Origin of the sequence: Streptomyces acidiscabies (assembly GCF_020010905.1) — a bacterium.
GTDB lineage: Bacteria > Actinomycetota > Actinomycetes > Streptomycetales > Streptomycetaceae > Streptomyces > Streptomyces acidiscabies.
This window is the reverse complement of the sequence record NZ_JAGJBY010000002.1, coordinates 3525668-3548151: the sequence shown is the minus strand read 5'-3', so window position 1 is coordinate 3548151 and position 22484 is coordinate 3525668. Positions and strand designations below refer to the sequence as shown.

The window sequence follows — 22484 nt, the reverse complement described above, 5'->3', positions numbered from 1 at the left end:
GGGTGGACGCATGACCGAGGAGATCACGACACCGGCCCCGCCGGCCGTACGGGACTGGCCCACCCCCGACCTGGAGGGCACGGCGTTCGACCCGTTCCTCGCGGAGCTGATGCGGGAGGGCCCGCTGACCCGGATCCGGCTGCCGTTCGGCGAGGGCTGGGCGTGGCTGGCGACGCGGTACGACGATGTGCGGACGGTGACGAACGACCCCCGTTTCAGCCGCGCGGAGGTCACGAAGTGCCAGGTCACGAGGATGGCCCCGCATTTCGCGCCGCGCCCGGGCTCGCTGGCGTTCGCGGACCAGCCGGACCACAACCGGCTGCGCAGGGCGGTCGCGGGGGCGTTCACGGTGGGCGGCATGAAGCGGCTGCGCCCGACGGCCCAGGCGATCCTGGACGGCCTGGTCGACGGCGTCGTACGGGACGGCCCGCCCGCCGATCTCGTCGCGCGCGTGCTGGAGCCGTTCCCGCTGGCGGTGGTGAGCGAGGTGATGGGGGTCCCGGAGGCGGACCGGGAGCGGGTGCACGCGTGGACGCGGGAGATCATCTCGACGTCGGGCGGCGCGGCGGGCGCGGGGAGGGCGAAGGAGGGGCTGTACGGCTGGATCACGGAGACGATCCGCGCCCGCGCGCAGGAGCCCGGCGAGGACGTGTACGCGCTGCTGGGCGCGGCCGTCGCGCGCGGGGACGTGCGCGAGGAGGAGGCGGTGGGGCTGGCGGGTCCGTTGCAGATCGGCGGTGAGGCGGTGACGCACAACGTCGGCCAGATGCTGTATCTGCTGCTGACCCGCCCGGAGTTGCTGGTGCGGATGCGGGAACGCCCGGACGCGCGCGGCACGTTGATCGACGAGCTGCTGCGCTACATCCCGCACCGCAGCAGTGTGGGCCTGGCGCGGATCGCCCTGGAGGACGTCGAGCTGGCGGGGCACGTGATCCGCGCGGGCGAGCCGGTGTACGTGTCGTACCTGGCCGCCAACCGCGATCCGGAGGTCTTCCCGGGGCCGGACGTCATCGATGTCGGCCGGGACCCGAACCCGCACCTGGCGTTCGGGAACGGCGCGCACCACTGCACCGGCGTGGTCCTCGCGCGCCTCCAGATCGACCTGCTGCTGGAGACGCTGCCGAGGCGGTTGCCGGGGCTGCGTCTCGCGGTGCCCTCGGATCAGGTCGAGTGGCGCAGGAAGACCATGATCCGGGGACCGCGGACGCTGCCGGTCACCTGGTAGCGCTAGGCCCGCAGCCATTCGGTGACGACGACGTCCTCGCCGGCCCGCACTCTGAGCGCGAACGGGCCGGAGAGGGGGTCGTCGCTGGTGAACCGGCCGAGTTCGTCGGCGTCGAGCGCGTGGCTCGCGCGCGAGCCGCCGAGGACCTCGATGCGGGCCGTCTGTGGGGGCATGAGCTGGCCGAACATGCCGTGCGCGGTGACCTCGACGTCGACCGTCAGCTCGCCGGTGACGAACGTCAGCATGCGCGGCCCGTCCGTCTCCCCCCGCACGGGAATGCCGTGGGTCAGCGAGTCGAAGGTCAGCCCGGCGATCTTGGCGTCGAGGTCGACCAGGGCGTACGCCTCCAGGGCGGTGCGGTACACCTCCGGGGGCACCGGGTCGAGGATCGCGGCGGCCTGGCGCAGTTCCTCCTCCAGGCAGTCGTCCGCGAAGTCGTCTCCGGCCTCGTCGCCGTGGGGGGCGTCGTTCATCGGCTCGTCCATTCCGTCGTACACGTCGTGGTTCACTGCGGCCCCCGGGCGTCCAGGCGGGCGCGCAGACGGCGCAGGCAGCGCTGGCGCATCGGGCCGATGCTGCCGACGGCGATGCCGAGCGAGTCCGCCACCTCCTGGTAGCTGGGCGGGGGCGAGGCGATGAGCACCCGCAGCAGTTCCCGGCAGCGTTCGCCGAGGGCGTCGAACTCCTGCCAGAGGCGGCGCACGCGTTCGCTCTGCGCGGCTGCCTCCTCGGAGTCGAGGACGGACTGCTCGGGGGTGCGGTCCTCGCTGACCCGGTCCAGGACCTGGGGGTCGTCGGTCGGGGTGAGGCGCCTGAGGCCCTTGATGACCTTCAGGCACTCGTTGCGCGCGGTGCGCGCCAGCCAGGCGCCCGCCTTCTCGGGCTCCCGGATGCGGTGCAGGTGCTGGGCGAAGCGCAGCCACACGGTCTGGGCCACCTCGTGTCCGTCGGCCTCGGAGAGCCGGTGCGCGCGCACCACCGACCAGACCAGCGGGCTGAGCCCCTCCACCAACGCTTTCCAGGCCGCCGCATCACCGTCGATCGCGGCCTGGACGAGCGCGCCGACATCAGTACGGTCCACGGCCCCACCCCTCGTGTACGGCATGTCATCGTACGCCGTGACGGGGGTGGCGACGGCCCTCATGAGTGGGCGACGAGCTGCCCGGCCACGGCCGGGAGCCAGGTCGGCGGACGCAGCGCCGTCACGTGCGCACCGCGCACCTCGGCGAAGTCCGCGCAGGCGGTGAGCAGGCCGCGGGCCGCCGCGCGCGGGTCGCTCTCGCGGCTCGCGGTCATCCAGGCGGCGACGAGGCCCGCGACCAGGGGGGTGGCGAAGGAGGTGCCGCTCCACGCGGCGTACCCCTCGAACATCACCTGATCGGGTTTCTCGTCGGGGTCGCTGAGGACGCCGGTGTGCCGGGGGGAGCTACAGGTGCAGGCGTAGCCGAAGCCGAAGCGGCAGGTCTCGTACGTGGAGTGCTGGTAGACGTACGGCACGGGCGCGTCGAAGCCGGTGAGGGCGCTGACGAGGCGCTCGCCGGGGGCGTAGACCTTCACCCAGGGGCCGTAGTTGGTGAAGCAGGCGCCGAACGCGCCGTCCGCGCGCAGCGCGCCGACGGACAGGACGGAGTCGGCGTGCTCGGGCAGGCCCGCGTAGGCGGCGGGCCAGAACGGCGTGGCCCTGCTGTCGTTCCCGGCGGCGGCCACGAGCAGGGTGCGCTGGGTCTGGAGGGCGGTCATGAACGCCTCGACGCCGAGGAGGCCGTCGGTGCGGCCGTTGACGCTGCCGGCGGAGAGGCTGAGGATGTCGGGCCAGCCGTCGGCGACGGCGTCGAAGAGGCGCTCGCCGAACTCGGACTCCAGGATGGCGCCCGCGTCGTTGAGGGTGCCGCGCACGGTGACGTCGGTGTTGGGGGCGACGGCGGTGAGCAGGCCCGCTATGAACGTGCCGTGGCCGACGTACTGGCGCAGGACGCCGTGGTCGTCGGTCTCGCGGAGCTGCGCGTCGCCGGTGACGTTCCCGAGACCGGGGCAGGCGCGGTAGTCGTGGGTGAGGCCGTTGTCGATGACCAGGACACGGACGGCGGTGTCGGGGTCGTGGACGGCGTCGGCGGGCGCCGGGTTGGTGCCCTCGGTGCGGGCGGCGGGCACCGGCTCGTCGCCCGGGCAGGCGTTGGTGGCGATGTGGACGACGTGGTTGCGGCTGATCAGACGGCGTCCGGCGCGGCCCTCGCGGGCGCTGAGGGCGCGCAGCGCGTGGGCGACGGTCTGGTCGTCGCCGCCCGCGCGGACGCCCTGGCCGGGGTCGCCGACCTGGATGCGGGTGATGCCGGAGCGGTTGGTCTCGGGGCCCGCGCGGCGGACGTGGTCCGCGGTCAGGCCGGCCGCCTCGGTGAAGTGCGCGCGCACGGTGTCCTCGACGAGGCGCGCCTCCTCGCCGTCGCGCGCGAGGACGACGCCTTTCTCGTAGACGAACTCCCCGAGATCGTCAGGACCCATGGCGAGCGGCACGTCCGGCATCGAACGCTGCATGTGGTCGAACTGCTCCTGGAATCGCTGTGGCGCCATGGCTGTCCTCTTCCCCTGAGGCGATGGTCGTCAGTGAGAGCCGCGAGGGCGGCGGTTGATACAGGGGAAGCTAGCGTTCCGCGTGAAGGATCGTTTCACCGGAGGTGGGGGTGGTACGGCGGGAGGGGTGTCGTCGCAGGCCGGTCGGTGCTACGAGCCTGCGGGGTGGTGTGCGGGCGTGCCGGGGGCGCGCGGAGTGCCGTGCGCCGGAGTGCGCGCGGCGTGTCCGGCGGGGCCCGGTGGCGGGGCGCTGTGCCGGAAGCGCACCAACCGGTGTGGTGCGCTCCGCTGCCCGATACCATCCGTGGGGTGACAGCGGCACACGAACCGGTCCTCGAACTGCTGCCTCTGGTGTTCGCCGCCCCCCATGAGGCGTTGGCACGGGCGGAGGAACTGCTCCGCGCCGATCCGCCGGCGCTGCACGCCTCGATCGCGCATCAGGTGATCGGGATCTGGCAGCGGGACTGGGGCGATCTGGGTCTCGCGCTGCGCCACCTGCGCCGAGCCCGTGACCTGGCGGCGCGCGCCGACTCCGCCGACCGGGAGGCGGACATCCTGGGCACCCTCGGTGTCGCCCTCGTGCACGCGGGCCGTACCCGGCAGGGGCTCGCCGCGTTCGAGCGGGGCGTGGAGCGCGGTACGGGTCTGACGCGCGCGCGGGTGCTGTTCCGGCGGGCGTACTCGTGGGAGGTCCTCGGGCATCACCCGGAGGCGCTGGAGGATCTGCGGCGTGCGGTGCCGGTGCTGCGTCAGGTGGGCGACACGATCTGGACGGCGCGTGCGCTGAACCTGCGCGCGACGGTGCATCTGGCACTGGGCGCGGTGGACCGGGCGGACGCGGACTACGCGGCGGCGCAGGCCCTGTGGGACACCACCGGCCAGGAGCACGACAAGGCGGACGCGGTCGAGAGCCAGGGCATCGCCGCGTTCCGCTCCGGCGACATCCCGCGCGCGCTGAGTCTGCTGGACGACGCGGAGGAGCGGTACGCGAAGCTCGGCACCCCGGGGATCATGCTGAACATCCGGCGCTGCGAGGTGCTGATGGCCGCCGGGCTCGCCCCGGAGGCGCTGGCCGAGGCGGACGCGGCGATCGCCGTCCTGGACGGTATCCGGGGGCAGTCCACACGCAAGGCCGAGTTGTTGCTGACGGCGGCGAAGGCGGCGCGCCACGCGGGCGACACCGGGACGGCGATAGCCCGTGCGGCGGTCGCGGTGCGGCTGTTCGCGGCGCAGCGGCGGTCCTGGTGGGAGACGCACGCCCAACTGGTGCTGATCGAGGCGAAGCTGACGGCGGGGCGGGCGTCGGGACGGCTCGTCGCGGACGCCGCGAAGGTCGCCGGACGACTCGCGTCGTTCGGTGCGCCCGCGGCGCCCGAGGCGTGGCTGCTGGCGGGCCGGATCGCGCTGGTCCTGGACTGGACGGCCGACGCCGAGCGGTATCTCTCGCTGGCCGCCCGCAGCCGGCACAGCGGGCCTCCGCTGGCCCGGGTGACGGGGTGGGCGGCGCAGGCCCTGCGCGCCCGCGCGGCGGGCTCGGGGCGGGGTGTCCTGGAGGCGTGCCGGCGCGGTCTCGACGTCCTGGACGACCACCGGATGACGCTGGGCGCCTCCGAGCTGCGGGCCCGTGCGACCGCGCAGGGCGCCGAACTCGCCGCGCTCGCCCAGCAGGTGAGCCTGGAGGGGGGCGGGCCGCGCCAGTTGCTGCTGTGGAGCGAGCGGTGGCGGGCCACGGTGCTGTCGGCGCCGCCGACCAGGCCGCCCGCCGACGCGGCCCTCCTGAGCGGTCTGACGGCCTTCCGCGTCATCGCCGACCAGGCGGAGCAGGCCCGCATCTCCGGGCGCCCCCTGCCCGCCCTGGAGCGCGAGCAGCGGCGTCTGGAGCAGGAGATCAGGTCCCGGACCCTGCACATCCGGGGCGAGTCCCCCGGGTACGGCCACCGGTTCGACGTGGCGCGGCTCCTGGAGCGGCTGGGGGACGGGCGGCTCGTCGAACTCGCCGTGCTGGACGGGCGCGTGCAGGTGCTGCTCGTCGGGGGCGGGCGGGTGCGGCGGTTCGCGGGCGGGAAGCTCGCGGACGCGGAGCGGGAGGCCGAGCACGTCCAGGCGACCCTGCGCAGGCTCGCACACCCGGGCGCGGAAGGGCGGCTGCCGCTCGTCGAGGAGATGGGCCGCCGGCTCCAGAAGCTGCTCCTCGGTCCCGCCGCCGAGCGGCTCGGCGAGGGTCCCGTGGTCGTCGTGCCTCCCGCGCGCCTGCACCAGGTGCCGTGGGCGCTGCTGCCCGCACTGCGCGAACGGGTGCTCAGTGTGTCGCCGTCCGCGAGCAGTTGGCTGCGCGCGAAGGAGACGCCCGCGCCGGCCGGGGGACGGCACGTCCTCGTGCGCGGGCCCGGGCTCGCGACGGGGGGCGCCGAGGTGCCGGAGGTCGCGGGCCGGTACGGCCGTCCCGTCGTCCTGGAGCACGACGAGGCGCGTGTGCCGCGCGTGCTTCAGGAGCTGGACGGAGCGGCGCTCGCGCACATCGCCGCGCACGGCACGTTCCGCGCCGACAGCCCGCTGTTCTCGTCCCTGCGGATGGCCGACGGGCCCCTGATCGTCCACGACTTCGAGCGCCTCGACCGCAGTCCCCACCGCATCATCCTCTCCAGCTGCGACACGGCCCGCTTCGCCTCGGTCGGCGCGGACGAACTCCTGGGCCTGGTCACGGCGTTGCTCCCGCTGGGGACGGCGGGCGTCCTGGCGAGCAGCGCGCCCGTCAACGACGCGGCGGTGGTCCCGCTGATGCTGGCGCTCCACAAGAGCCTCGCGGACGGGCGCTCGCTGGCGGAGGCGTTGCGGGACGCGCGCGGGGCGGTGCCGGGGGATGCGCTGCACCAGGCGACGGGGTGGGCGTTCACGGCGTTCGGGGCGGCGTGAGGCAGTGAAAATTTCTGACAGTCCCGTCGCCCGCGCACGTGTCTCGCCGCGTCCCTACTGACTCCCCCACCCCTCACGCCGGTTGCCCCACCACCCACGGCAGCGCGCCCCTGTCGCTCGCCCCCAGTCGCGTGTACGCGCTGTACAGGTGGTTGCCGACCGTTCGGATCGACAGGGTCAGTCGATCCGCGATCTGGCGGTTGCTCAGGCCTGCTGCCGCGAGGGTGACGATCTGGCGTTGGCGGGCGGTGAGGTCGTCGAGGGCGAGGCCCGAGAGTGCGGGGGTGCCAGGGGTGCCGGAGGGCTGGCAGCGGCGGGCCAGCGCGACGGCGCGTGTGCGGGCGGCTCGGGCCGCGCGGGGGTCGCGGTGGGCGTGGGCGGCTCGGGTGCGGGCTTCGGCGGCGTACAGGAGGAAGCCCCGCTCCTCCAGTTCCCCCGCCACCTCGTCCAGCGCGGTCGCGTCGCCCTGCGCGAGCGCCCGCGCGTAGTGGGCGAACACCCCGTCGTCCGCCGCCATCTCGTCGAGCCGTACGCCGCCCTCCTCGGCCCGCGCCAGCTCCGTACGGCAGTCGGCGTCGGCGGGGCTGTGGCGCAGCCCCTCGCGCGCCCAGGAGGCGGCCTGCCGCAGTTCGCCGCGCAGTCGCGCGAACCGTGCGCGCACGCACGCGTGGACCGGCGGCACCGGTTCGCCCTCGGCGACGAGCCACTCCCCCACGGGCGCGCGTGTGTCGCGGACGTCCGCCGCGCCGATCCGGCGGACCAGTTCGGCGGACTCCTCGGCGAGCGCCACGCCGTACGGCTCCCGCTCGCCGGTCAGCCGGAGCGTCCGCAGCCGGCCCGCGGCGGCGCGCAGGACGGGGCCGTGCAGGGGGTCCGCGAGGTGTACGGCCGTGTCGTCGCCGACCTCGATGAGGCCGTCGGCCTCCAGGCACTCCAGGACGCCCAGGTCGAGCTTCTCGGCCCGCACGGGGAGGGGTTCCGCGAACGCCAGCCGGTCGAGGGTCTCGCGGTCGGCGTCCGTGCGCGCGAGGACGCCGGACGCCCGTTCGCGGACGGCCGGGGTGAGGGGGACGGGGCCCCGCCAGGCGTACGCGTCGTCCCCGGACGGCTCCAGCAGGCCCTGTTCGCGTACGGCGTCCACCAGGTCCCGCAGGAGCCCGAGGTCGCCCCGGGTCAGGCGGTCGAGGCGGTCGACGGTGAGCGCGTCGAGAGGGGCGCCCGCGCCGGACGACAGGAGCTGGACCGTCGCGTCGTACGGGAGGGGGCCGAGGACGAGCCTCGGGAGGAGTCCGTCGGCCCACAGGCGGGTGATCGGGGTGGGGGCGGGGGCGCCTTCCGTCGTGACGACCAGGAGGCGGGTGCGGCCCTGCACGGCGAGCTGGTGGACGAGGGCGGCGGAGGCGTCGTCCAGGAGGTGCGCGTCGTCGACGAGCAACAGGCGCACGGGCGCGAGGAGTTCCACCGCGCGGTGGAGGGTGACGTCCTCGGGGAGGAGGTGGGCGAAGGCGGCAAAGGGAAGGTGCCGGATCTCGGGGGTGCCGGAGACGCGCGCGTAGGGGTGGGGCTTGGCGCCGGGGGTGTGCACGCGCGGGCGGGCGCCTGCGGGGCCCTCGGCCGCACCGTCGGCGACCTGCGCGGTGACGCCCCGCCCGTGTGGCCCGGTGGCCGCCGCTGCCCGTCCCCGCGCCCCGCGCGCGCCGGCGCCCCGCGTTCCCGGGAACGCTCCGCGCGCAGCTCTTCCGCGCGCCCCCCTCGATCCGCCGCGCGCGCCCCCGGGTTCGAGGTCCTTCACCGCCTCCGCCGCGAGGCGGGTGCGGCCGTGGCCGGCCGGGCCGGTGAGGATCATGCCGGGGCGGGCGGCGGTCAGGGCCTGGCGGATCAGGGCGAGTTCCTCCTCACGGCCGGTGAACGGCCACGGCTGGTCGAGGGACTTGGGGTCGGGTCCGAGAGTCGTCACGTCATCATGAGCGGGGGTACTCAGGTCTGATACAGGCGACTTGAGTAGCTCCCGACTCAGGCGCGGTGACCTTGGACCGGGCACGCTGGACCCATGACCACCCGCTACTGCTCGCTCGTCCGGCCGCCGGAGCCCGGGTTCACCCCGGGACTGGCCGCCGAGCGGCTCGGCGCGCTCATGAGCGGGCGACGGATGTGGGTGAACGGCACGGTCCTGCACTACTGCTTCTTCGACTCCGAGAACGCCGGCACCGGGGGGAGCCGGCGGGTCTCGTGGGCGGGCGGCGAGGCGCAGCGCGACGTGGTGCGGGACTGCTTCCGGGAGTGGCAGGACCTCGGCATCGGCCTGACGTTCGCGGAGGTCGCCGACCGGTGCGAGGCCGAGGTCCGCATCGGGTTCGAGGAGAGCGACGGCTCCTGGTCGGCCGTCGGCCGCGAGGCGCTGCTCGTGGGGGTGCACGAGCGGACGATGAACTTCGGCTGGGACCTCACGGCCCCGGGCGAGCGGGCGACGGCCCTGCACCAGATCGGCCACGCGCTGGGCATGCAGCACGAGCACCAGAGCCCGTACGCCGGCATCCACTGGGACGAGGAGGCGGTGTACGCGGACCTCGCGGGCCCGCCGAACCACTGGAGCCGGGAGCGGACGTACGTCAACATCCTGCGCAAGCTGGACGCGACGGAGGTCAACGGCATGGTGTGGGACCCGCAGTCGGTGATGGAGTACCCCTTCCCGGCGGGGCTGATCCTGGAGCCCGAGCAGTTCCGGCAGGGCGTGCATCCGCCGGGCGCGCTGTCCACGCTGGACAAGGAGTTCGTGCAGCGCTGGTACCCGCCGCCGCTCACGCCCCGGCCCGCCGCGCTCGTGCCGTTCCGGTCGGCGCCGCTGGCCCTGGGGCCGGGTGAGCAGGCGGACTTCGCGCTGGAGCCGTCCGAGACCCGCGACTACCGGCTCGCCGCGTTCGGCGACTGCGACACCGTCGTCGTCCTCTTCGAGGAGCGCGAGGGGGAGCCGCGTTTCCTCGCGGGGGACGACGACGGGGGGACGCAGGGGAACGCGTCGCTGCGGGTGCGGCTCGTGAAGGGGCGGCGGTACTTCGTCCGTATGCGCCTGTACTCGGCCTGGGGGGCGGGGAGGAGCGCGGTCATGTGCTGGTGACCGCTCGTGAACCATGGTCCGGCGCCGGGGGAAAGGCCGGGCCGTCCGCTCTCGGGGGAGGGCGGACGGCCCGGCCACACCGGCGGGCGGCGCGTCTCCGCTGGGGTGGAAGCCTCCCTGCCGACGCCGACGGTTACGACCGGGGTGACGTCCCCTCGGCCGTACAGCGTTCCGTTCCGTCTACTCGGTCGTGATGGCGGTGAGCATGTTCAGCCGGGCCGCGCTGCGGGCGGGCCACAGGGCGGCCAGCATGCCGACCAGCGCCGCCAGCAGGAGGAAGAGCGCGAACCTGCCCCACGGCAGCACCAGCGCGTACCCGGGGATGTCCGCCTTCGAGATCTCGCAGACGGCCCAGCCCAGGAAGGCTCCGAGCCCGATCCCGACGGCCGCGCCGAAGACGGAGACGACCACGGCCTCCAGCCGGATCATCAGCGTCACGCCCCGCCGGTCGAGCCCGACGGCGCGCAGCATGCCGACCTCCCGGCGCCGTTCGAAGACCGACATCGCGAGGGTGTTCACCACTCCCAGCACGGCGATGACGAGGGAGAGCGCGAGCAGCCCGTACGTGACGTTCAGCGCGGTGTCGACGCCCCCGTTGAAGTGGTCGCGGATGTCCTCCCGGCCGCCGACCCTGATGCCCGGCTGCCCGGCGACGGCTCGGCCGAGTGCTTCCGCGCTCGTGCTGCCGTCCGTCCTGACGTAGATCCACAGGACCCTGTTCCCGTCCTCGTGCGGCTTGAGCACGTCCGCGGAGACGACGACCGGTGAGACGACGCTGTTGCTCTCGAAGACGGCCCCGACGGTCAGCTCGCCGGTCTCGGAGTCGTCGTACTCCACGGGCAGGCGGTCCCCCACCTTCCAGCCGTTGGACCGTGCGACGTCGTCGGCGACGGCGATCTGCCCCCGGGTGAGCGTGTCCAGTGAGCCGGAGACCACCGGGAGGTGGACGACCTCCGGGAAGTCCGCCGCGCCGACGCCGGAGACCTGCTGCGGGCTGCCGTCGACCGTCATCGCCCCGGCCTGCTCCTGCGACACCGCCCTGACGCCCCCGGCCCCGCGCAGGGCGGCGACCGTCGAGGCGTCCAGGCCCATGCCGTCGTCCGTGACCCGGTAGTCGGCCTTGACGATGTCGGTGGTGATCCTGTCCGCGGACCGGCCGAGGGTGGCGCCGTACACGGTCAGCGCGCTGACCAGGGTGAGCCCGATGGCCAGCGCGGAGGCGGTGGCGCCGGTGCGACGCGGGCTGCGTACGGCGTTCTGGCCGGCGAGCTTGCCGGAGACCCCGAAGGCACGCCGCAGCAGCGGCCGTACGACCGCGATCACGGGCCGGGACAGCGACGGGATCAGCACGATGACACCGGTCACGGCGAGGAAGGCGCCGAGCCCGGCGAGCTTCGTGCCCGTGGAGCCGCCGGCCCCGGCGCCCGCGACGACGGCCGCCGCGCCGAGCAGGGCGACGATGCCGCCGAGGGAGTTCCGCACGACCAGGGACTTGGTGGTGGCCGGCAGGTGGGCGCTGCCGATCGCCGCGACCGGCGGGATCTTCGCGGCGCGGCGGGCCGGCAGCCAGGCGGCCACCATCGTGACCAGGACGCCGACGCCAGCCGCGACCAGGACGGTCGTCGATGTCACGGTCAGCGGCCCGTCCGGGATCTTTCCCCCGCCGAGATCGACCGTGGCACGCGCTGCGGCGGCCATGGCGGTGCCGAGCGCGAGCCCGGCGGCCGAGGCGACCGCGCCGATCACCGTCGCCTCGATCAGCACGGACCGGGTGACCTGCCCTCGGAAGGCGCCGACCGCGCGCAGCAGCGCGAGTTCCCTGCTGCGCTGGGCGGCCAGCATGGTGAAGGTGTTGGCGATCAGGAAGACGCTGACGAAGACCGCGACGCCCGCGAAGGCGAGCAGCAGGGTGCTGAGTGTCGTCGCGTCTCCCCCCGCCCTGTCGGCCTCCTCGGCGGCGAGTTGACGACCTGTCCTGGCCTGCGCGTGGTCCGGGAGCAACTTGCTGACGGCGGCGGCGAGTTCGGTGCTCGACGTGCTCGGGGCTGCGGTGACGGTGACGGACTGATAGATGCCCGGCCGCAGGAACAGCCGCTGGGCGACGGGCGTGTCGAACAGCACCAGGCTGCCGCCCTCGGCCACCGAGGTGGCTTCGGTGGTGAAAATACCGGAGAGCTTGTACGGCTTCGCCTGACCCGTGAGGGCTACGGGTACGGTGTCGCCGACGTCGTACCCGCCCTTGTCGGCGGTGTCCTTGTCGAGTGCGATCTGGCCGGCCTCGGTGGGTCCGCTGCCGTCGGTGAACGTGTAGAGCCCGTCCTTGCCGTCCTTCCCCGGCGCGAAGTTGGCTCCCTCGTTGAGCATGCCGGCGCCGATGAGTCCGCCGTCCCTGGCGGCGACGGAGGCGAGCCCGTCGACGCGCCCGGCGGCTTCGGCGACCCCGTCGAGTCGGGCGATCTCCTCCAACGTCTTCCGGCTGATGCCGGGGAACCCGCCGGACTCGTCGGCGTACGCCTCGATCTCGACGTCCACGTGGGCGTAGCTCCTGGCCGCCTGTGCGCGGTAGGCGTTCTCGAAGGTGTCGGTGAAGACCAGGGTGCCGGAGACGAACGCGACGCCGAGCATGACGGCGAGCACGGTCATCAGCAGTCTGGCCTTGTGCGCGAGGACGTTGCGGAGGGCTGTGCGGAGCATGGTGGGGTGGTCCCGGTGAGGTGAGAGGGCGGCGGCTTCGGGGGCCCGCCGGCGAGGAATCCGTACCGGTGGGGTCCTCTCCATGATCCGGTTCGGGCGGGTCCCGCGTATCGGCCGAAAAGCCGACCACCTGAGGGTGACGCGAGCGGCCGTTCTGTCAGCCTCAGGTATGCCGTCGCGTCAGCTCCCGGGATGACGCCCGGTGAGAACCGCCCGGGAAACGGGGGTTGCCACGGGGATCACCCTCTTCTCACCGCCGGGAGGCGCCTCCTGGAAACAGGCCCGGCCCCGTCGTCGCCTCGGTCATTCGGCCGAGTCGGCTCCTGTGCGGGTGCGCGCCGGAGGGGGACCAGGTCGGAAATCCGCGCCATCCGGGCGACGGCGGGCCGTGGGGGCGCCCGCGTGTCAGCTCGACTCGGCCGAGTGGCCTCTGCGGGCCCACTCCTGTGCGAGCAGGCGGTAGGAGTGGACGCGGTCGGTGTGGTCGTGGGTGATCGTCGTGACGAGGAGTTCGTCCGCCTCCGTGGCCTCCTGGAGTTGTTCGAGGCGGTCGGCGACCTGGGCCGCGGTGCCGACGAACTGGGTGTCGACCCGGTCCTGGACGAGGGCCCTGTCCTCGTCGGTCCAGGTGTGGGCGCGGGCCTCCTCGGGGGTCGGGAAGGGGATGGCGCCCTCGGCGGTGCGGATGCTGCGCACCCACAGGGGGTAGCCGGTGGCGAGTTCGCGGGCCCGCGCCTCGTCCTCGGCGACGACGACGTCCGCCGAGACGCTGACGTACGGCCGGTCCAGGGCCGCCGACGGTTCGAAGTGCTCCCGGTACGCGTCCACCGCGTCCAGCACGGACGCCGGGCTGACGTGGTAGTTCGCGGCGAACCTCAGTCCCCGCGCCCCGGCGACCTCGGCACTCTCCCCGCCGCTGCTGCCGAGGATCCACACCTCGATGTCGGCCCCCTCGCCGGGCACGACATGTGCCTCCTCCCCGTCCGCCGAACGGTACGTCCCCGCGAGGAGCGCGAGAAGGTCGTCGATCTGCCCGGCGTAGTCCTGCGACCGCGCCCCGGGAAGCTGGAGCAGCTCACGCTGAAGCGCGAACCGGGGTGATTTCAGAACGGCTTCGAAGGAGAACGGGGGCGGGATGAGGAGCCCATTGGGAGCACGACCGCCGACGACGGGCCCCCTGCGCGACACGCCCGCTCCGACCACGGCACGATCCACCACCAGCGCCTCGTCACCCGGCCCCGCTCCGGAAGCCCGACTCTCCGCCGTCGACTCACTCCGGCCCGGCGCTTCCCCGGAAGCCCCCTCCACCGCCTCCTCGCCCAGCCCCTCTCCGGAAGCCCGGCTCTCCGCCGTCAACTCACTCCCACCCGGCGCTTCCCCGGAAGCCCCCTCCCCCAACGGCCTTTCCCCGCCGCCCCGCACGCGCCCCTCCTCCCCACGCACCAGCCCGGAAACCCGGCCCTCCGCCTTCAGCTGCCCCCCACCCAGCACTCCCCCGGAAGGCGCCTCCCCCGACAGCCCTCCCGCACCACCCCGCGTACGCCCCTCCGCCCCGGGCACCTCCCCGGAAACCCGGCTCGCTACCGTCTCCCCACCCGGCCCCGCTCCAGAAGCCCAGCCCTCCGCTGCCACCCCGCCCGACCCCGTCCCAGAAGCCCGGCCCTCCTCCACCGCCACCCCACCCGGCCCCACCCCAGAAGCCCGGCCCTCCCCCGCCGCTCCTCCCGAAGCCCCCGGCGACACCGTCCCCCTCCTCGGTGCCCCCGACCTCCCCAGCCCCAGGTCCAGCCGCCCCGGATACAACGCGTCGATCAGGCCGAACTCCTCCACCGTGCTCAGCGCCGTCCGGTGGCCGAGTTGTACGGCGCCCGAGCCGAGGCGGATCGTGGCGGTCGCGGCGGCGGTGAGGGCGAGGAGGATCGCCGGGGACGTGCCCGCGACGCCGGGGTTGAGGTGGTGCTCGGCGAACCAGTACCGCGTGTAGCCGAGGCGTTCGGCGTGGCGAGCGAGGTCGATGGAGTTGCGCAGGGCGTCGGCGGCGGTGGAGCCGGAGGGGACCGGCACCAGGTCGAGGATGCCGAGGGGCGTACCGGGCATGGACATGTCCTCCTTCTGTCAGGCGACGGGCAGGACGGGTGCCCAGTCGAACGGCGGGTCGGGGATCTCCTTGCGCAGCACGCTCGCCACCTCGCCCTGGAACCGCTCCAGGGAGTCCCGGTGCTGGACGTCGGTCAGCCCGCCGGCATCCGCGTGGACGTGCAGGACGGTGTGCCCGAACTCGGCGTGGTAGCGGTGGACCTTCTCGATGACCTGCTGGGGGCTGCCGATGAGCGCGGAGCTGCGCTCGACGAAGTCCTCCACGGTCTCGAACACGACGGGCAGTCCGGCGGCCCGCTGGAAGTCGAGGGTGCTCTCGAAGACGGGCCGGTACGTCTCGACGGCCTCCTGCGAGGTCCGCGCCACGTACAGCCCGGCCGACCCCGCGCCGACCGCGACCGCCGCCGGGTCGTGCCCGTAGTGCTCCCACCGCTCCCGGTAGTGGCGGATCAACTCGGCGTACGGCTCAATGGGGTGGGTGACGTTCGCCGAGAACAGCGGGTCGCCGTAGCGGGCGGCGAGGTCGACGGACTCCTTGCTGGTGGCGCTGCCGTGCCACACACGCACCGGCTGCTGGTAGGGGCGCGGCCACACCTCCGCGTCGGTGAGGGGCGGCCTGAAGCGGGTGCCGGCGGTGACCTTGTCCTGCCGCCACAACTGCCGGAACACCTCGTAGCTCTCGGCGTTGCGGTCCCACTGGTCCTCGGGCGTGACCTGGAACAACTCCCGCTGGGCCACGCCGTTGCCCTTTCCGATGATCAGGTCGAGCCGGCCGCCGGAGAGGTGGTCGAGGGTGGCGTAGTCCTCGTAGGCGCGGACCGGGTCGAGGAGGCTGAGGGTGGTGACGGCGGTGAAGAGGCGGATGCGGCGGGTGAGGGCGGCGACGTGGCTGAGGACGACGGTGGGCGAGGAGGAGATGAACGGGCGTTCGTGCCGCTCCCCCACGCCGAAGCCGTCGAAGCCCAGTTCCTCGGCGAGCACCGCGTTGTCGAGGACCTCCCGGAACCGGTCCTGCGTAGACTTCTGGACGCCGGTAGCGGGGTCGGGGCGGTGGACGATGAGGGTGATCGCGAGGAACCTCACGACACCGCCCGGGTGTCGCGCGCCTCGTCGGGGTGGGCGAGGCCGAGGTGGTCGCGCAGGGTGGTGCCCTCGTAGTCGGTGCGGAAGACGCCCTGTTCCTGGAGGAGCGGGACGACCTGGTCGGCGAAGTCGTCGAGTCCGCCGGGGGTGATGTGCGGGACGAGGATGAACCCGTCGGCCGCGTCCGCCTGGACGTACTCGTTGATCGTGCGGGCGACGGTCTCGGGGGTGCCGATGAAGTTCTGCCGGTTGCCGGTCTCGATGACGAGGTCGCGGATGGACCACTTGTTGGCCTCGGCCAGCTCCCGCCATTCGCGGGCGGTGGCGAGCGGGTCGCGGTACATCCTGACCTGCGCGCGGCCCCGCGAGATGTGCTCGGCGCTGACGTCCGGATCGATCTCGGGCAGCGGTCCTTCGGGGTCGTACGCGGAGAGGTCGCGGTTCCAGACGAACTCCAGGTGCTTGAGCGCGGTGGCCCCGCTGACCTGCTGCCGGCGCACCTCCTTCGCGGCGTCCTGGGCCTCCGCGTCGGTGTCGCCGAGGACGAAGGTCGCGGCGGGCAGGATCAGCAACTGGTCGGCGCGGCGGCCGTACTTGGCGAGGCGGTTCTTGACGTCTGTGTAGAACGCCTGGCCCTGTTCCAGTTGCGCGTACCTGCTGAAGATGGCGTCGGCCTCGGCGGCGGCGAACTCGCGGCCCTCCTCGGAGTCCCCGGCCTGGAAGATCACCGGGCGGCCCTGGGGGCTGCGCGGGACGTTGAACCGGCCGTGGATGTCGAAGTGCTGTCCGGTGTGGACGAAGGAACCGGCCCGCGCGTCCCGCAGGAAGGCGCCCGTGGCCCGGTCGGCGAGGATCTCGTCGCCCTGCCAGGAGTCGAAGAGTTCCTGCGTGGTGGCGAGGAACTCCTTGGCGCGGGAGTAGCGCTCGTCCTGCGGGAGGAAGCCGCCGCGCCGGAAGTTCTCGCCGGTGAACGCGTCCCAGGAAGTGACCACGTTCCACGCGGCGCGACCGGCGGAGAGGTGGTCGAGGCTCGCGAACTGCCGGGCCACCTCGTACGGTTCGTTGAACGTCGAGTTGATCGTGCCGGTCAGGCCGAGCCGGTCGGTGACGGCGGCGAGCGCGGCCAGCACGGTGAACGTGTCGGGGCGGCCGACCACGTCGAGGTCGTAGATCTTGCCGCCCTGTTCGCGCAGACGCAGGCCCTCGGCGAGGAACAGGAAGTCGAACTTGGCGCGTTCGGCGGTCTTCGCGAGGTGTGCGAAGGAGCTGAACTCGATGTGGCTGCCCGCCTGCGGGTCGCTCCAGACGGTGGTGTTGTTGACGCCGGGGAAGTGCGCGGCGAGATGGATCTGCTTCAGCGGCTTGCTCATCGTCGGTCTCTTCCTCGCGCTCAGAGGGCTGCGTAACGGTTGGCGGGACGGGTCAGGCCGAGCAGCCCGCGCAGGGTGTCGGCCTCGTACGCCGTACGGAAGGCGCCGCGCCGCTGGAGTTCGGGGACCAGACCCCGGCTGATGGCCGGCAGGTCGTGTCCGGCGACGGCGGGGCGCAGCCGGAATCCGGTGAGGCCGGCCGTCTGGAACTCCTGGAGCAGGTCGGCGAGTTCGGCGGGGCTGCCGGCGAAGATCCGCGCGTCGCTCGTGTACGGCTCGCCCGCCGCCTCGTCGAGCCGGGCCCGGCGTGCCCGCGCCTCGGCGGGGTCGTCGTCGAGGAAGACCAGGAGGTCGGCGAAGACGTGCAGCGGATCGGCGGCCCGGCCGGCGGCCTCCTGTTCGGTGCGTATCTCCTGGACGATGGCGCGGGCCTGGCCGGTGTCGTGCGGGGTGACGAAGCCGACGTCCGCCGCGCGCGCCACCAGCCGGTAGGGCACCGTCGCGTGCGCGAGGGCCGTGACGAGGGGCTGGCCCTGGGGCGGGCGGGGAGTGATGGAGGGGCCCTTGACGCTGAAGCGGCGGCCCTCGAAGTCGATGTAGTGGAGTTTCTCGCGGTCGACGAAGCGGCCGGTGGCGGCGTCACGGATCTCCGCGTCGTCCTCCCAGCTGTCCCACAGGCGCCGGACGGCCTCGACGTAGTCGGCGGCCTCGTCGAACAGGTCGGTCACCACCGCGAGGGTGTCGGGGGTGTCGTACGACTCGATGCGCTCGATCGTGCGGCGGCCGAAGTGCGCGGCCTCGTTCGGGCGGGCGGTGATCTGGACGCGCAGGCCCGCGCGGCCGGTGCTCACGTAGTCGAGGGTGGCGATCGCCTTGGAGATGTGGAAGGGCTCGGTGTGGGTGGCGACGGTGGTGGGGACGAGGCCGATGTGCCGGGTGAGCGGGGCGACGCGGGAGGCGATCAGGACCGCGTCGAGCCGGCCTCGTACCTGGTCGGTGCGGTCGTCGGGGTCGAGGAGGCGGGAGGACTGGGGGCCGAGGCCGTCCTCGATCGTCACGAAGTCGAGGAGGCCGCGCTCGGCCTCGGCGACCAGGTCGGCCCAGTATCCGGCGGTGAACAGGTCGCGGGGGCGGGCGACTTGCTCGCGCCAGGAGGCGGGGTGCCAGCCGGTGCCGTCGAGGGCCACCGCGAGGTGCAGGGGTGCGGGAGAAGAAGGGGACACGGGTGGAGTGCCTTCCTGGAGGTCCGTACGAGGACGCCGGGCCCGCCCGGGACACGGGCAACGGCGGCAAGGCTGGGGTGGGGCGTGGGGGTGCTGGAGCGCTGGGGTCAGCTACAGAGCGCGCCGGCCACGCGCAGGAGGTCGATGTGGGGCCGGGAGTAGAGGTGCGCGGAGTGGCGTATGTGTATGTCGGTCACTGCCGTTCCCCCCTTCTTCCTCGCTCTGTGCGGCCCGATCGTGGCTCTCATCCCTCACAACGGGCCGTTCGCCCGCCGTGTTCCCGATTCCCGGGAAATTCCCGAACTTTTGTGCGAAATCGATTCTGCGGCCCCAGCGCCCCCGGCACCCCCGGCAGGCCCCGCCGGAGTCCGCACCTCCACGATCCGCGAGGACCTCCGCAACGTGAACCCGATCGACTCGTACAACCGGATCGCGTTCAGGTTGTCGGCGGCGGCATGCAGAAACGGCGTGTCCCCTCGCTCCCGGATCCCGGCGGCGACTGCACGGATCAGCCGGGTCGCGTGTCCCCTCCCCCGATACGCGGGATCGGTGCAGACGGCGCTGATCTCCGTCCAGCCGGGTGGCTTGAGCCGCTCCCCGGCGAGCGCGATCAGCCGTCCGTCGTGCCGGATGCCGAGATAGGTACCGAGCAGGATCGTCCGCTTCAGATACGGTCCCGGCCGGGTGCGGGCGACGAGGTCCAGGATCTCCGGTACGTCGTCCGGTCCGAGCCGCACCGCCTCGGGGTCGGCTCCGGCACGCGGCGAGGTGTCGACGAGCTGTACGCCGTACCCCTCCCGGATCAGCTCCCAGCCGTCGGGGACTGCGTCGACAGGCTTGACACGTACGGCCGTTGCCGGGCCGGCGAGCCGGTGCAGGTCGGTCCAGGCGGCCGGGTCGGCGGGGTCGTCGAGAGCGGCGAAGGCGTACATGTCGGCGGGGTAGCGGGCGGCTCGGCCGAGGCGTTCGGCGAGGTGCGCGTGGGGACCGTCGAGAGCGGTCCACACGGCGTTGTCGAGCGGATGAGGTGCGGTGGTGACCGGAACTCCGCCTCCGCGAGGGTGGTTCGGGTGGGTCACGGAGGCGAAGTCCTTTCGGTCAGGGTGAGTTGACGTGCCGTCAGGAGTTGGTGAGGGGCAGGCCGGGCGGGTTGATCTCGGACTTGGTGACGGCCTCGTTCGCGAGGTTCCAGGAGTCCAGCCACTTGGCGTACTGGCCGTTGTCGATGAGGTGGTTGATGGCGTCGGCGACCGGTTTGGCGAGTCCGCTGTCCTTCTTGACGGTCGCCGCGATGAGGCCTTGGAGGGTCTCGCCGGCGCCGGAGTAGGTGCCCGCGATGGCGGTCGGCGCGGGGGACTTCGCGGTCTGGGTGACGTGGTACGACAGGCTCGGGTTGGGGCCGAGATAGGCGTCGATCTTGCCGCTGTTCAGGGCGAGGTAGGTGCTGTTGCTGTCCTGGAAGTACTTGATGGTGAGGTTCTTGCCCTCGGCCTTGAGCTTCTTCTGCCACTCCAGGAGGAGGCGTTCCTGGTTGGTGCCGGCGCCGACGGAGACGGTCTTGCCCGCGAGGCTTCGGTAAGTGCCGTCGAACGTCCAGGAGTTGGACTTCAGCTTCTCGAAGCCGAGGTTGTCCTGGCGGTAGGAGGCGAAGTCGTACTTCTGCTTGCGCTCCTCGGTGTCGGTGATGTTCGAGAAGCCGATGTCGACCTTGCCGCTGTCGATGCCGACGAAGAGGTTCTCCCAAGTGAAGCGCTTGTTCTCGGACTTGAGGCCGAGGACGGCGGCGACGAGGCGGGCGAGGTCGGGTTCGGCGCCGGTGAGGGTCTTCTGGTCGTCGCCGATGTAGCCGAGCGGCGCGGAGCCCGAGGGCAGGGAGCCGCTGCCGATGACGAGGGTGCCGCGCTTGCGGATCGCCTCCGGCACCTCGGCGCTGATCGACTTCACCTCGGAGACCTTCAACGTCGCTTCTTTCGCGGCCCCGTTGGAGACGCGGCCGATGGTGACGGAGCCGGAGGTGTCGGCGGCGACGGTGGCGGCCTCGCTGTCCCCGCCGCAGGCGGCGAGCCCGCCGGCGAGGGTGGCGACGGCGGCCGTCGCGGTGATGCCTCGGATCAGGGCACGTCGGGAGAGGGGCGCGGGCATGGCTGTCCTTAGGGATTCGTGGGTCGTACGGGGGTCAACGGGGTTGATTTCAAAGGGCCTTGACCGAGTCAGGCACCCTCGGTTCAGAGGACCTTGGCGAGGAAGTCGCGGGTCCGTTCGTGCTGCGGCCTGTCCAGCACCTGTTCCGGCGGCCCTTGTTCGACGATCTTCCCGGCGTCCAGGAACACCACCCGGTCGGCCACCTCGCGGGCGAAGCCGATCTCGTGCGTGACGATCAGGAGCGTCGTGCCGCTGGTCGCCAAGTCCTTGATGACGGCGAGGACTTCACCCACCAGCTCGGGGTCGAGCGCGGAGGTCGGCTCGTCGAAGAGGATGACGCCGGGGCGCAGCGCGAGGGCGCGGGCGATGGCGACGCGCTGTTGCTGTCCGCCGGACAACTGCCGTGGATAGGCGGCCGACTTGTCGGCGAGACCGACGCGGTCGAGGAGTTCGCGGGCGAGTTCCAGCGCGGCCGGCTTGGCGAGGCGGCCGGTGGCGACGGGGGCGGCGGCGACGTTGTCCAGCACGGTGAGGTGCGGGAAGAGGTTGAAGTTCTGGAAGACGAACCCGATCCCGGCACGCTGGGTGAGGATGGCGCGCTCGCTCAACTCCCGTAGCCGGTCGCCGTGTCGGCGTACGCCGATGAGCTCGCCGTTGACGCTGACGTACCCGCGTTCGGGTTTCTCCAGGTGGTTGATGACGCGCAGGAGCGTGGACTTGCCGGAGCCGGACGGGCCGAGCAGCGCGGTGACTTCGCCGGGCCGGACCGTCAGGTCGATGCCGTCGAGGACCTGGTGGGTGCCGAACCACTTGTGGACGCCGTGGAGTTCGACGGCGGCGGGCGCGGCGACGGTGGCGGTGGCGGTGGCGGCGCTCATACGGCGGCCTCCTTGCGCAGGCGCTCCCTGAACCGGCCGAAGGCGGCGCGCAGTTGCTGGAGCGGGGTGGGCGGCAGGGTGCGGGTGGCGCCGCGCGCGTAGTGCCGCTCGACGTAGAACTGGACGACCGAGACGAGGCTCGTCAGGATCAGGTACCAGACGGTGACGACGAGCAGCAGCGGGACGATGTCGCCGGGGTAGGTGGAGCCCATGGTCTGCGCGGCGCCGAAGAGGTCGAGGAGGGAGACGTAGAAGACCAGCGAGGTGCCTTTGACCAGGCCGATCAGCTGGTTGACGTAGTTCGGCACGATCGAGCGCAGGGCCTGCGGGAAGACCACCCGGCGGAACTGGTAGCCCTTGGGGAGGCCGAGGGCGGCGGCGGCCTCGTGCTGGCCCTGGTCGACGGAGAGGATGCCGCCCCGGACGACCTCGGCGGCGTACGCGGCCTCGTGGAGGCTGAGTCCGACGACGGCGATGACCATGTCGGTGGCGAGGCGCGACTCGTCGAAGGTGAAGAAGGCCGGTCCGAAGGGGACGCCGACGCTCAACGTCTGGTACAGGGCACTGAAGTTGTACAGGAACAGCAGGATCACGATCAGCGGCACCGAGCGGAGCGCCCAGATGTAGACCCAGCTGACAGCTCGCAGCACCGGGCTCTTCGAGAGCCGGGCGAGGGCCAGCAGGATGCCGCCGAGCAGGCCCAACACCGCACTGTAGGCGGTGACTTCGAGGGTGACGAGGAGTCCGTCGAGGATGGTCGGGCGCAGGAACCAGTAGCCGAAGCGGTCCCACTGGTAGAACGGGTTGGTGACCAGGCCGTGGGCGAACTGGGCGGCCAGGACCAGGACGATCGCGGTGGCGATCCAGCGTCCGGGGCGGCGCAGTGGCTGAACTCGCTGTGCTACGAGGGTTTTTGACGGTACGTCGGGTGGCGGTGCCGTGGCGAGGGACACGGCGCCCGGTGATTCGCTCATGAGGGGCTCCGGCGGGAGGCGGGCTACCCCGGCGTCACGGGCCGCAGGCGCACGGCTCCGGTGGGAGTGGGCGTGCAACGGCTGTGTACGGGACCGGGGTCGAGGGCGGCGGGCGGCGCACCGCGAGTGCGGTGGCCGGCGAGGGCGCTGCGGTCGGGCCTGGCTTCGAGGTCAGACCCGACAGCGGGCACGGCCCGGTGCG

17 protein-coding genes and 1 pseudogene are annotated in these 22484 nt (G+C 73.0%); 3 read left to right on the top strand and 15 right to left on the bottom strand.

The features are described from left to right. Window positions 1-10 precede the first annotated feature (10 nt). The gene (locus J8M50_RS42020) at window positions 11-1225 is read left to right on the top strand and encodes a cytochrome P450 (RefSeq protein ID WP_010360967.1); all 1215 of its coding nucleotides are present in this window, start codon (window positions 11-13) and stop codon (window positions 1223-1225) included. A 2-nt stretch (window positions 1226-1227) separates the two neighbouring features. Here J8M50_RS42020 and J8M50_RS42015 read toward each other — a convergent pair whose 3' ends face one another. From J8M50_RS42015 to J8M50_RS42005, 3 genes are read right to left on the bottom strand one after another with little or no spacing between them, the layout of a single operon-like run. Then, complete coding sequence (locus J8M50_RS42015; protein ID WP_010360968.1) at window positions 1228-1734, bottom strand: hypothetical protein; 507 nt, start codon at window positions 1732-1734, stop codon at window positions 1228-1230. Next, window positions 1731-2330: an RNA polymerase sigma factor gene (locus J8M50_RS42010; protein ID WP_178855141.1), complete on the bottom strand. Its 600-nt coding sequence runs from the start codon at window positions 2328-2330 to the stop codon at window positions 1731-1733. Before J8M50_RS42010 ends, J8M50_RS42015 begins: the two co-directional genes overlap by 4 nt. Window positions 2331-2365: 35 nt before the next feature. Next, a complete protein-coding gene (locus J8M50_RS42005; RefSeq protein WP_010360970.1) occupies window positions 2366-3793 on the bottom strand; it encodes a S8/S53 family peptidase in 1428 nt (475 codons plus the stop codon). Between the two features lie 309 nt (window positions 3794-4102). On the opposite strand from J8M50_RS42005, the gene J8M50_RS42000 reads away from it, so the two are divergent. Continuing rightward, window positions 4103-6706 carry a CHAT domain-containing protein gene (locus tag J8M50_RS42000; protein WP_075825527.1) on the top strand — a complete coding sequence of 868 codons (2604 nt, stop codon included), beginning with the start codon at window positions 4103-4105 and terminating at the stop codon, window positions 6704-6706. Window positions 6707-6779: 73 nt separating this feature from the next. Here the strand turns inward: J8M50_RS42000 and J8M50_RS41995 are convergent, their stop codons facing one another. Beyond that, window positions 6780-8663: a helix-turn-helix transcriptional regulator gene (locus J8M50_RS41995; RefSeq protein ID WP_223786420.1), complete on the bottom strand. Its 1884-nt coding sequence runs from the start codon at window positions 8661-8663 to the stop codon at window positions 6780-6782. Window positions 8664-8756: 93 nt separating this feature from the next. Between J8M50_RS41995 and absR1 the strand changes: the two genes are divergently transcribed. Then, window positions 8757-9821, top strand: a complete 1065-nt coding sequence (gene absR1, locus J8M50_RS41990) for a beta-glucuronidase AbsR1 (RefSeq protein ID WP_010359783.1) — start codon at window positions 8757-8759, stop codon at window positions 9819-9821. Window positions 9822-10001: 180 nt separating this feature from the next. Here the strand turns inward: absR1 and J8M50_RS41985 are convergent, their stop codons facing one another. The 11 genes and pseudogenes from J8M50_RS41985 to J8M50_RS41940 all read right to left on the bottom strand — a co-directional run bounded on the left by J8M50_RS41985 (window position 10002) and on the right by J8M50_RS41940 (window position 22282). Then, window positions 10002-12515: an ABC transporter permease gene (locus J8M50_RS41985; RefSeq protein WP_010359784.1), complete on the bottom strand. Its 2514-nt coding sequence runs from the start codon at window positions 12513-12515 to the stop codon at window positions 10002-10004. 405 nt (window positions 12516-12920) lie between these two features. After that, window positions 12921-13961 (bottom strand): MsnO8 family LLM class oxidoreductase, encoded by a 1041-nt coding sequence (locus J8M50_RS41980; protein ID WP_370516670.1) that lies wholly within the window; start codon window positions 13959-13961, stop codon window positions 12921-12923. Window positions 13962-14269: 308 nt separating this feature from the next. Next, a pseudogene (locus tag J8M50_RS41975) lies at window positions 14270-14612 on the bottom strand (LLM class flavin-dependent oxidoreductase); the annotation flags it as partial. 18 nt (window positions 14613-14630) lie between these two features. Beyond that, window positions 14631-15695, bottom strand: coding sequence for an LLM class flavin-dependent oxidoreductase (locus J8M50_RS41970; protein ID WP_010359787.1), 1065 nt, complete (start codon window positions 15693-15695; stop codon window positions 14631-14633). Next, a complete protein-coding gene (locus tag J8M50_RS41965; RefSeq protein ID WP_010359788.1) occupies window positions 15692-17065 on the bottom strand; it encodes an NtaA/DmoA family FMN-dependent monooxygenase in 1374 nt (457 codons plus the stop codon). The genes J8M50_RS41970 and J8M50_RS41965 overlap by 4 nt, the downstream gene beginning before the upstream one ends. Before the next feature lie 20 nt (window positions 17066-17085). Further along, window positions 17086-18288, bottom strand: a complete 1203-nt coding sequence (locus J8M50_RS41960; protein ID WP_010359789.1) for an LLM class flavin-dependent oxidoreductase — start codon at window positions 18286-18288, stop codon at window positions 17086-17088. Between the two features lie 107 nt (window positions 18289-18395). Continuing rightward, complete coding sequence (locus tag J8M50_RS50325) at window positions 18396-18485, bottom strand: putative leader peptide (RefSeq protein WP_316685692.1); 90 nt, start codon at window positions 18483-18485, stop codon at window positions 18396-18398. A 54-nt stretch (window positions 18486-18539) separates the two neighbouring features. Then, window positions 18540-19367, bottom strand: a complete 828-nt coding sequence (locus tag J8M50_RS41955; protein WP_010359790.1) for a GNAT family N-acetyltransferase — start codon at window positions 19365-19367, stop codon at window positions 18540-18542. A gap of 40 nt (window positions 19368-19407) precedes the next feature. After that, window positions 19408-20430, bottom strand: a complete 1023-nt coding sequence (locus J8M50_RS41950; protein WP_010359791.1) for an ABC transporter substrate-binding protein — start codon at window positions 20428-20430, stop codon at window positions 19408-19410. A gap of 83 nt (window positions 20431-20513) precedes the next feature. Next, entirely contained in the window at window positions 20514-21308 is a 795-nt protein-coding gene (locus J8M50_RS41945; RefSeq protein WP_010359792.1) for an amino acid ABC transporter ATP-binding protein, read from the bottom strand. Continuing rightward, complete coding sequence (locus J8M50_RS41940) at window positions 21305-22282, bottom strand: amino acid ABC transporter permease (RefSeq protein ID WP_029184590.1); 978 nt, start codon at window positions 22280-22282, stop codon at window positions 21305-21307. The genes J8M50_RS41945 and J8M50_RS41940 overlap by 4 nt, the downstream gene beginning before the upstream one ends. Window positions 22283-22484 lie beyond the last annotated feature (202 nt).

Bases quoted from the DNA above. Each gene is read 5' to 3' on its own strand.
- J8M50_RS42020 (WP_010360967.1), top strand. From the start codon at position 11: ATGACCGAGGAGATCACGACACCGGCCCCGCCGGCCGTACGGGACTGG.
- J8M50_RS42010 (WP_178855141.1), bottom strand. From the start codon at position 2,330: ATGCCGTACACGAGGGGTGGGGCCGTGGACCGTACTGATGTCGGCGCG.
- J8M50_RS42005 (WP_010360970.1), bottom strand. From the start codon at position 3,793: ATGGCGCCACAGCGATTCCAGGAGCAGTTCGACCACATGCAGCGTTCG.
- absR1 (WP_010359783.1), top strand. From the start codon at position 8,757: ATGACCACCCGCTACTGCTCGCTCGTCCGGCCGCCGGAGCCCGGGTTC.
- J8M50_RS41985 (WP_010359784.1), bottom strand. From the start codon at position 12,515: ATGCTCCGCACAGCCCTCCGCAACGTCCTCGCGCACAAGGCCAGACTG.
- J8M50_RS41965 (WP_010359788.1), bottom strand. From the start codon at position 17,065: ATGAGCAAGCCGCTGAAGCAGATCCATCTCGCCGCGCACTTCCCCGGC.
- J8M50_RS41950 (WP_010359791.1), bottom strand. From the start codon at position 20,430: ATGCCCGCGCCCCTCTCCCGACGTGCCCTGATCCGAGGCATCACCGCG.
- J8M50_RS41945 (WP_010359792.1), bottom strand. From the start codon at position 21,308: ATGAGCGCCGCCACCGCCACCGCCACCGTCGCCGCGCCCGCCGCCGTC.
- J8M50_RS41940 (WP_029184590.1), bottom strand. From the start codon at position 22,282: ATGAGCGAATCACCGGGCGCCGTGTCCCTCGCCACGGCACCGCCACCC.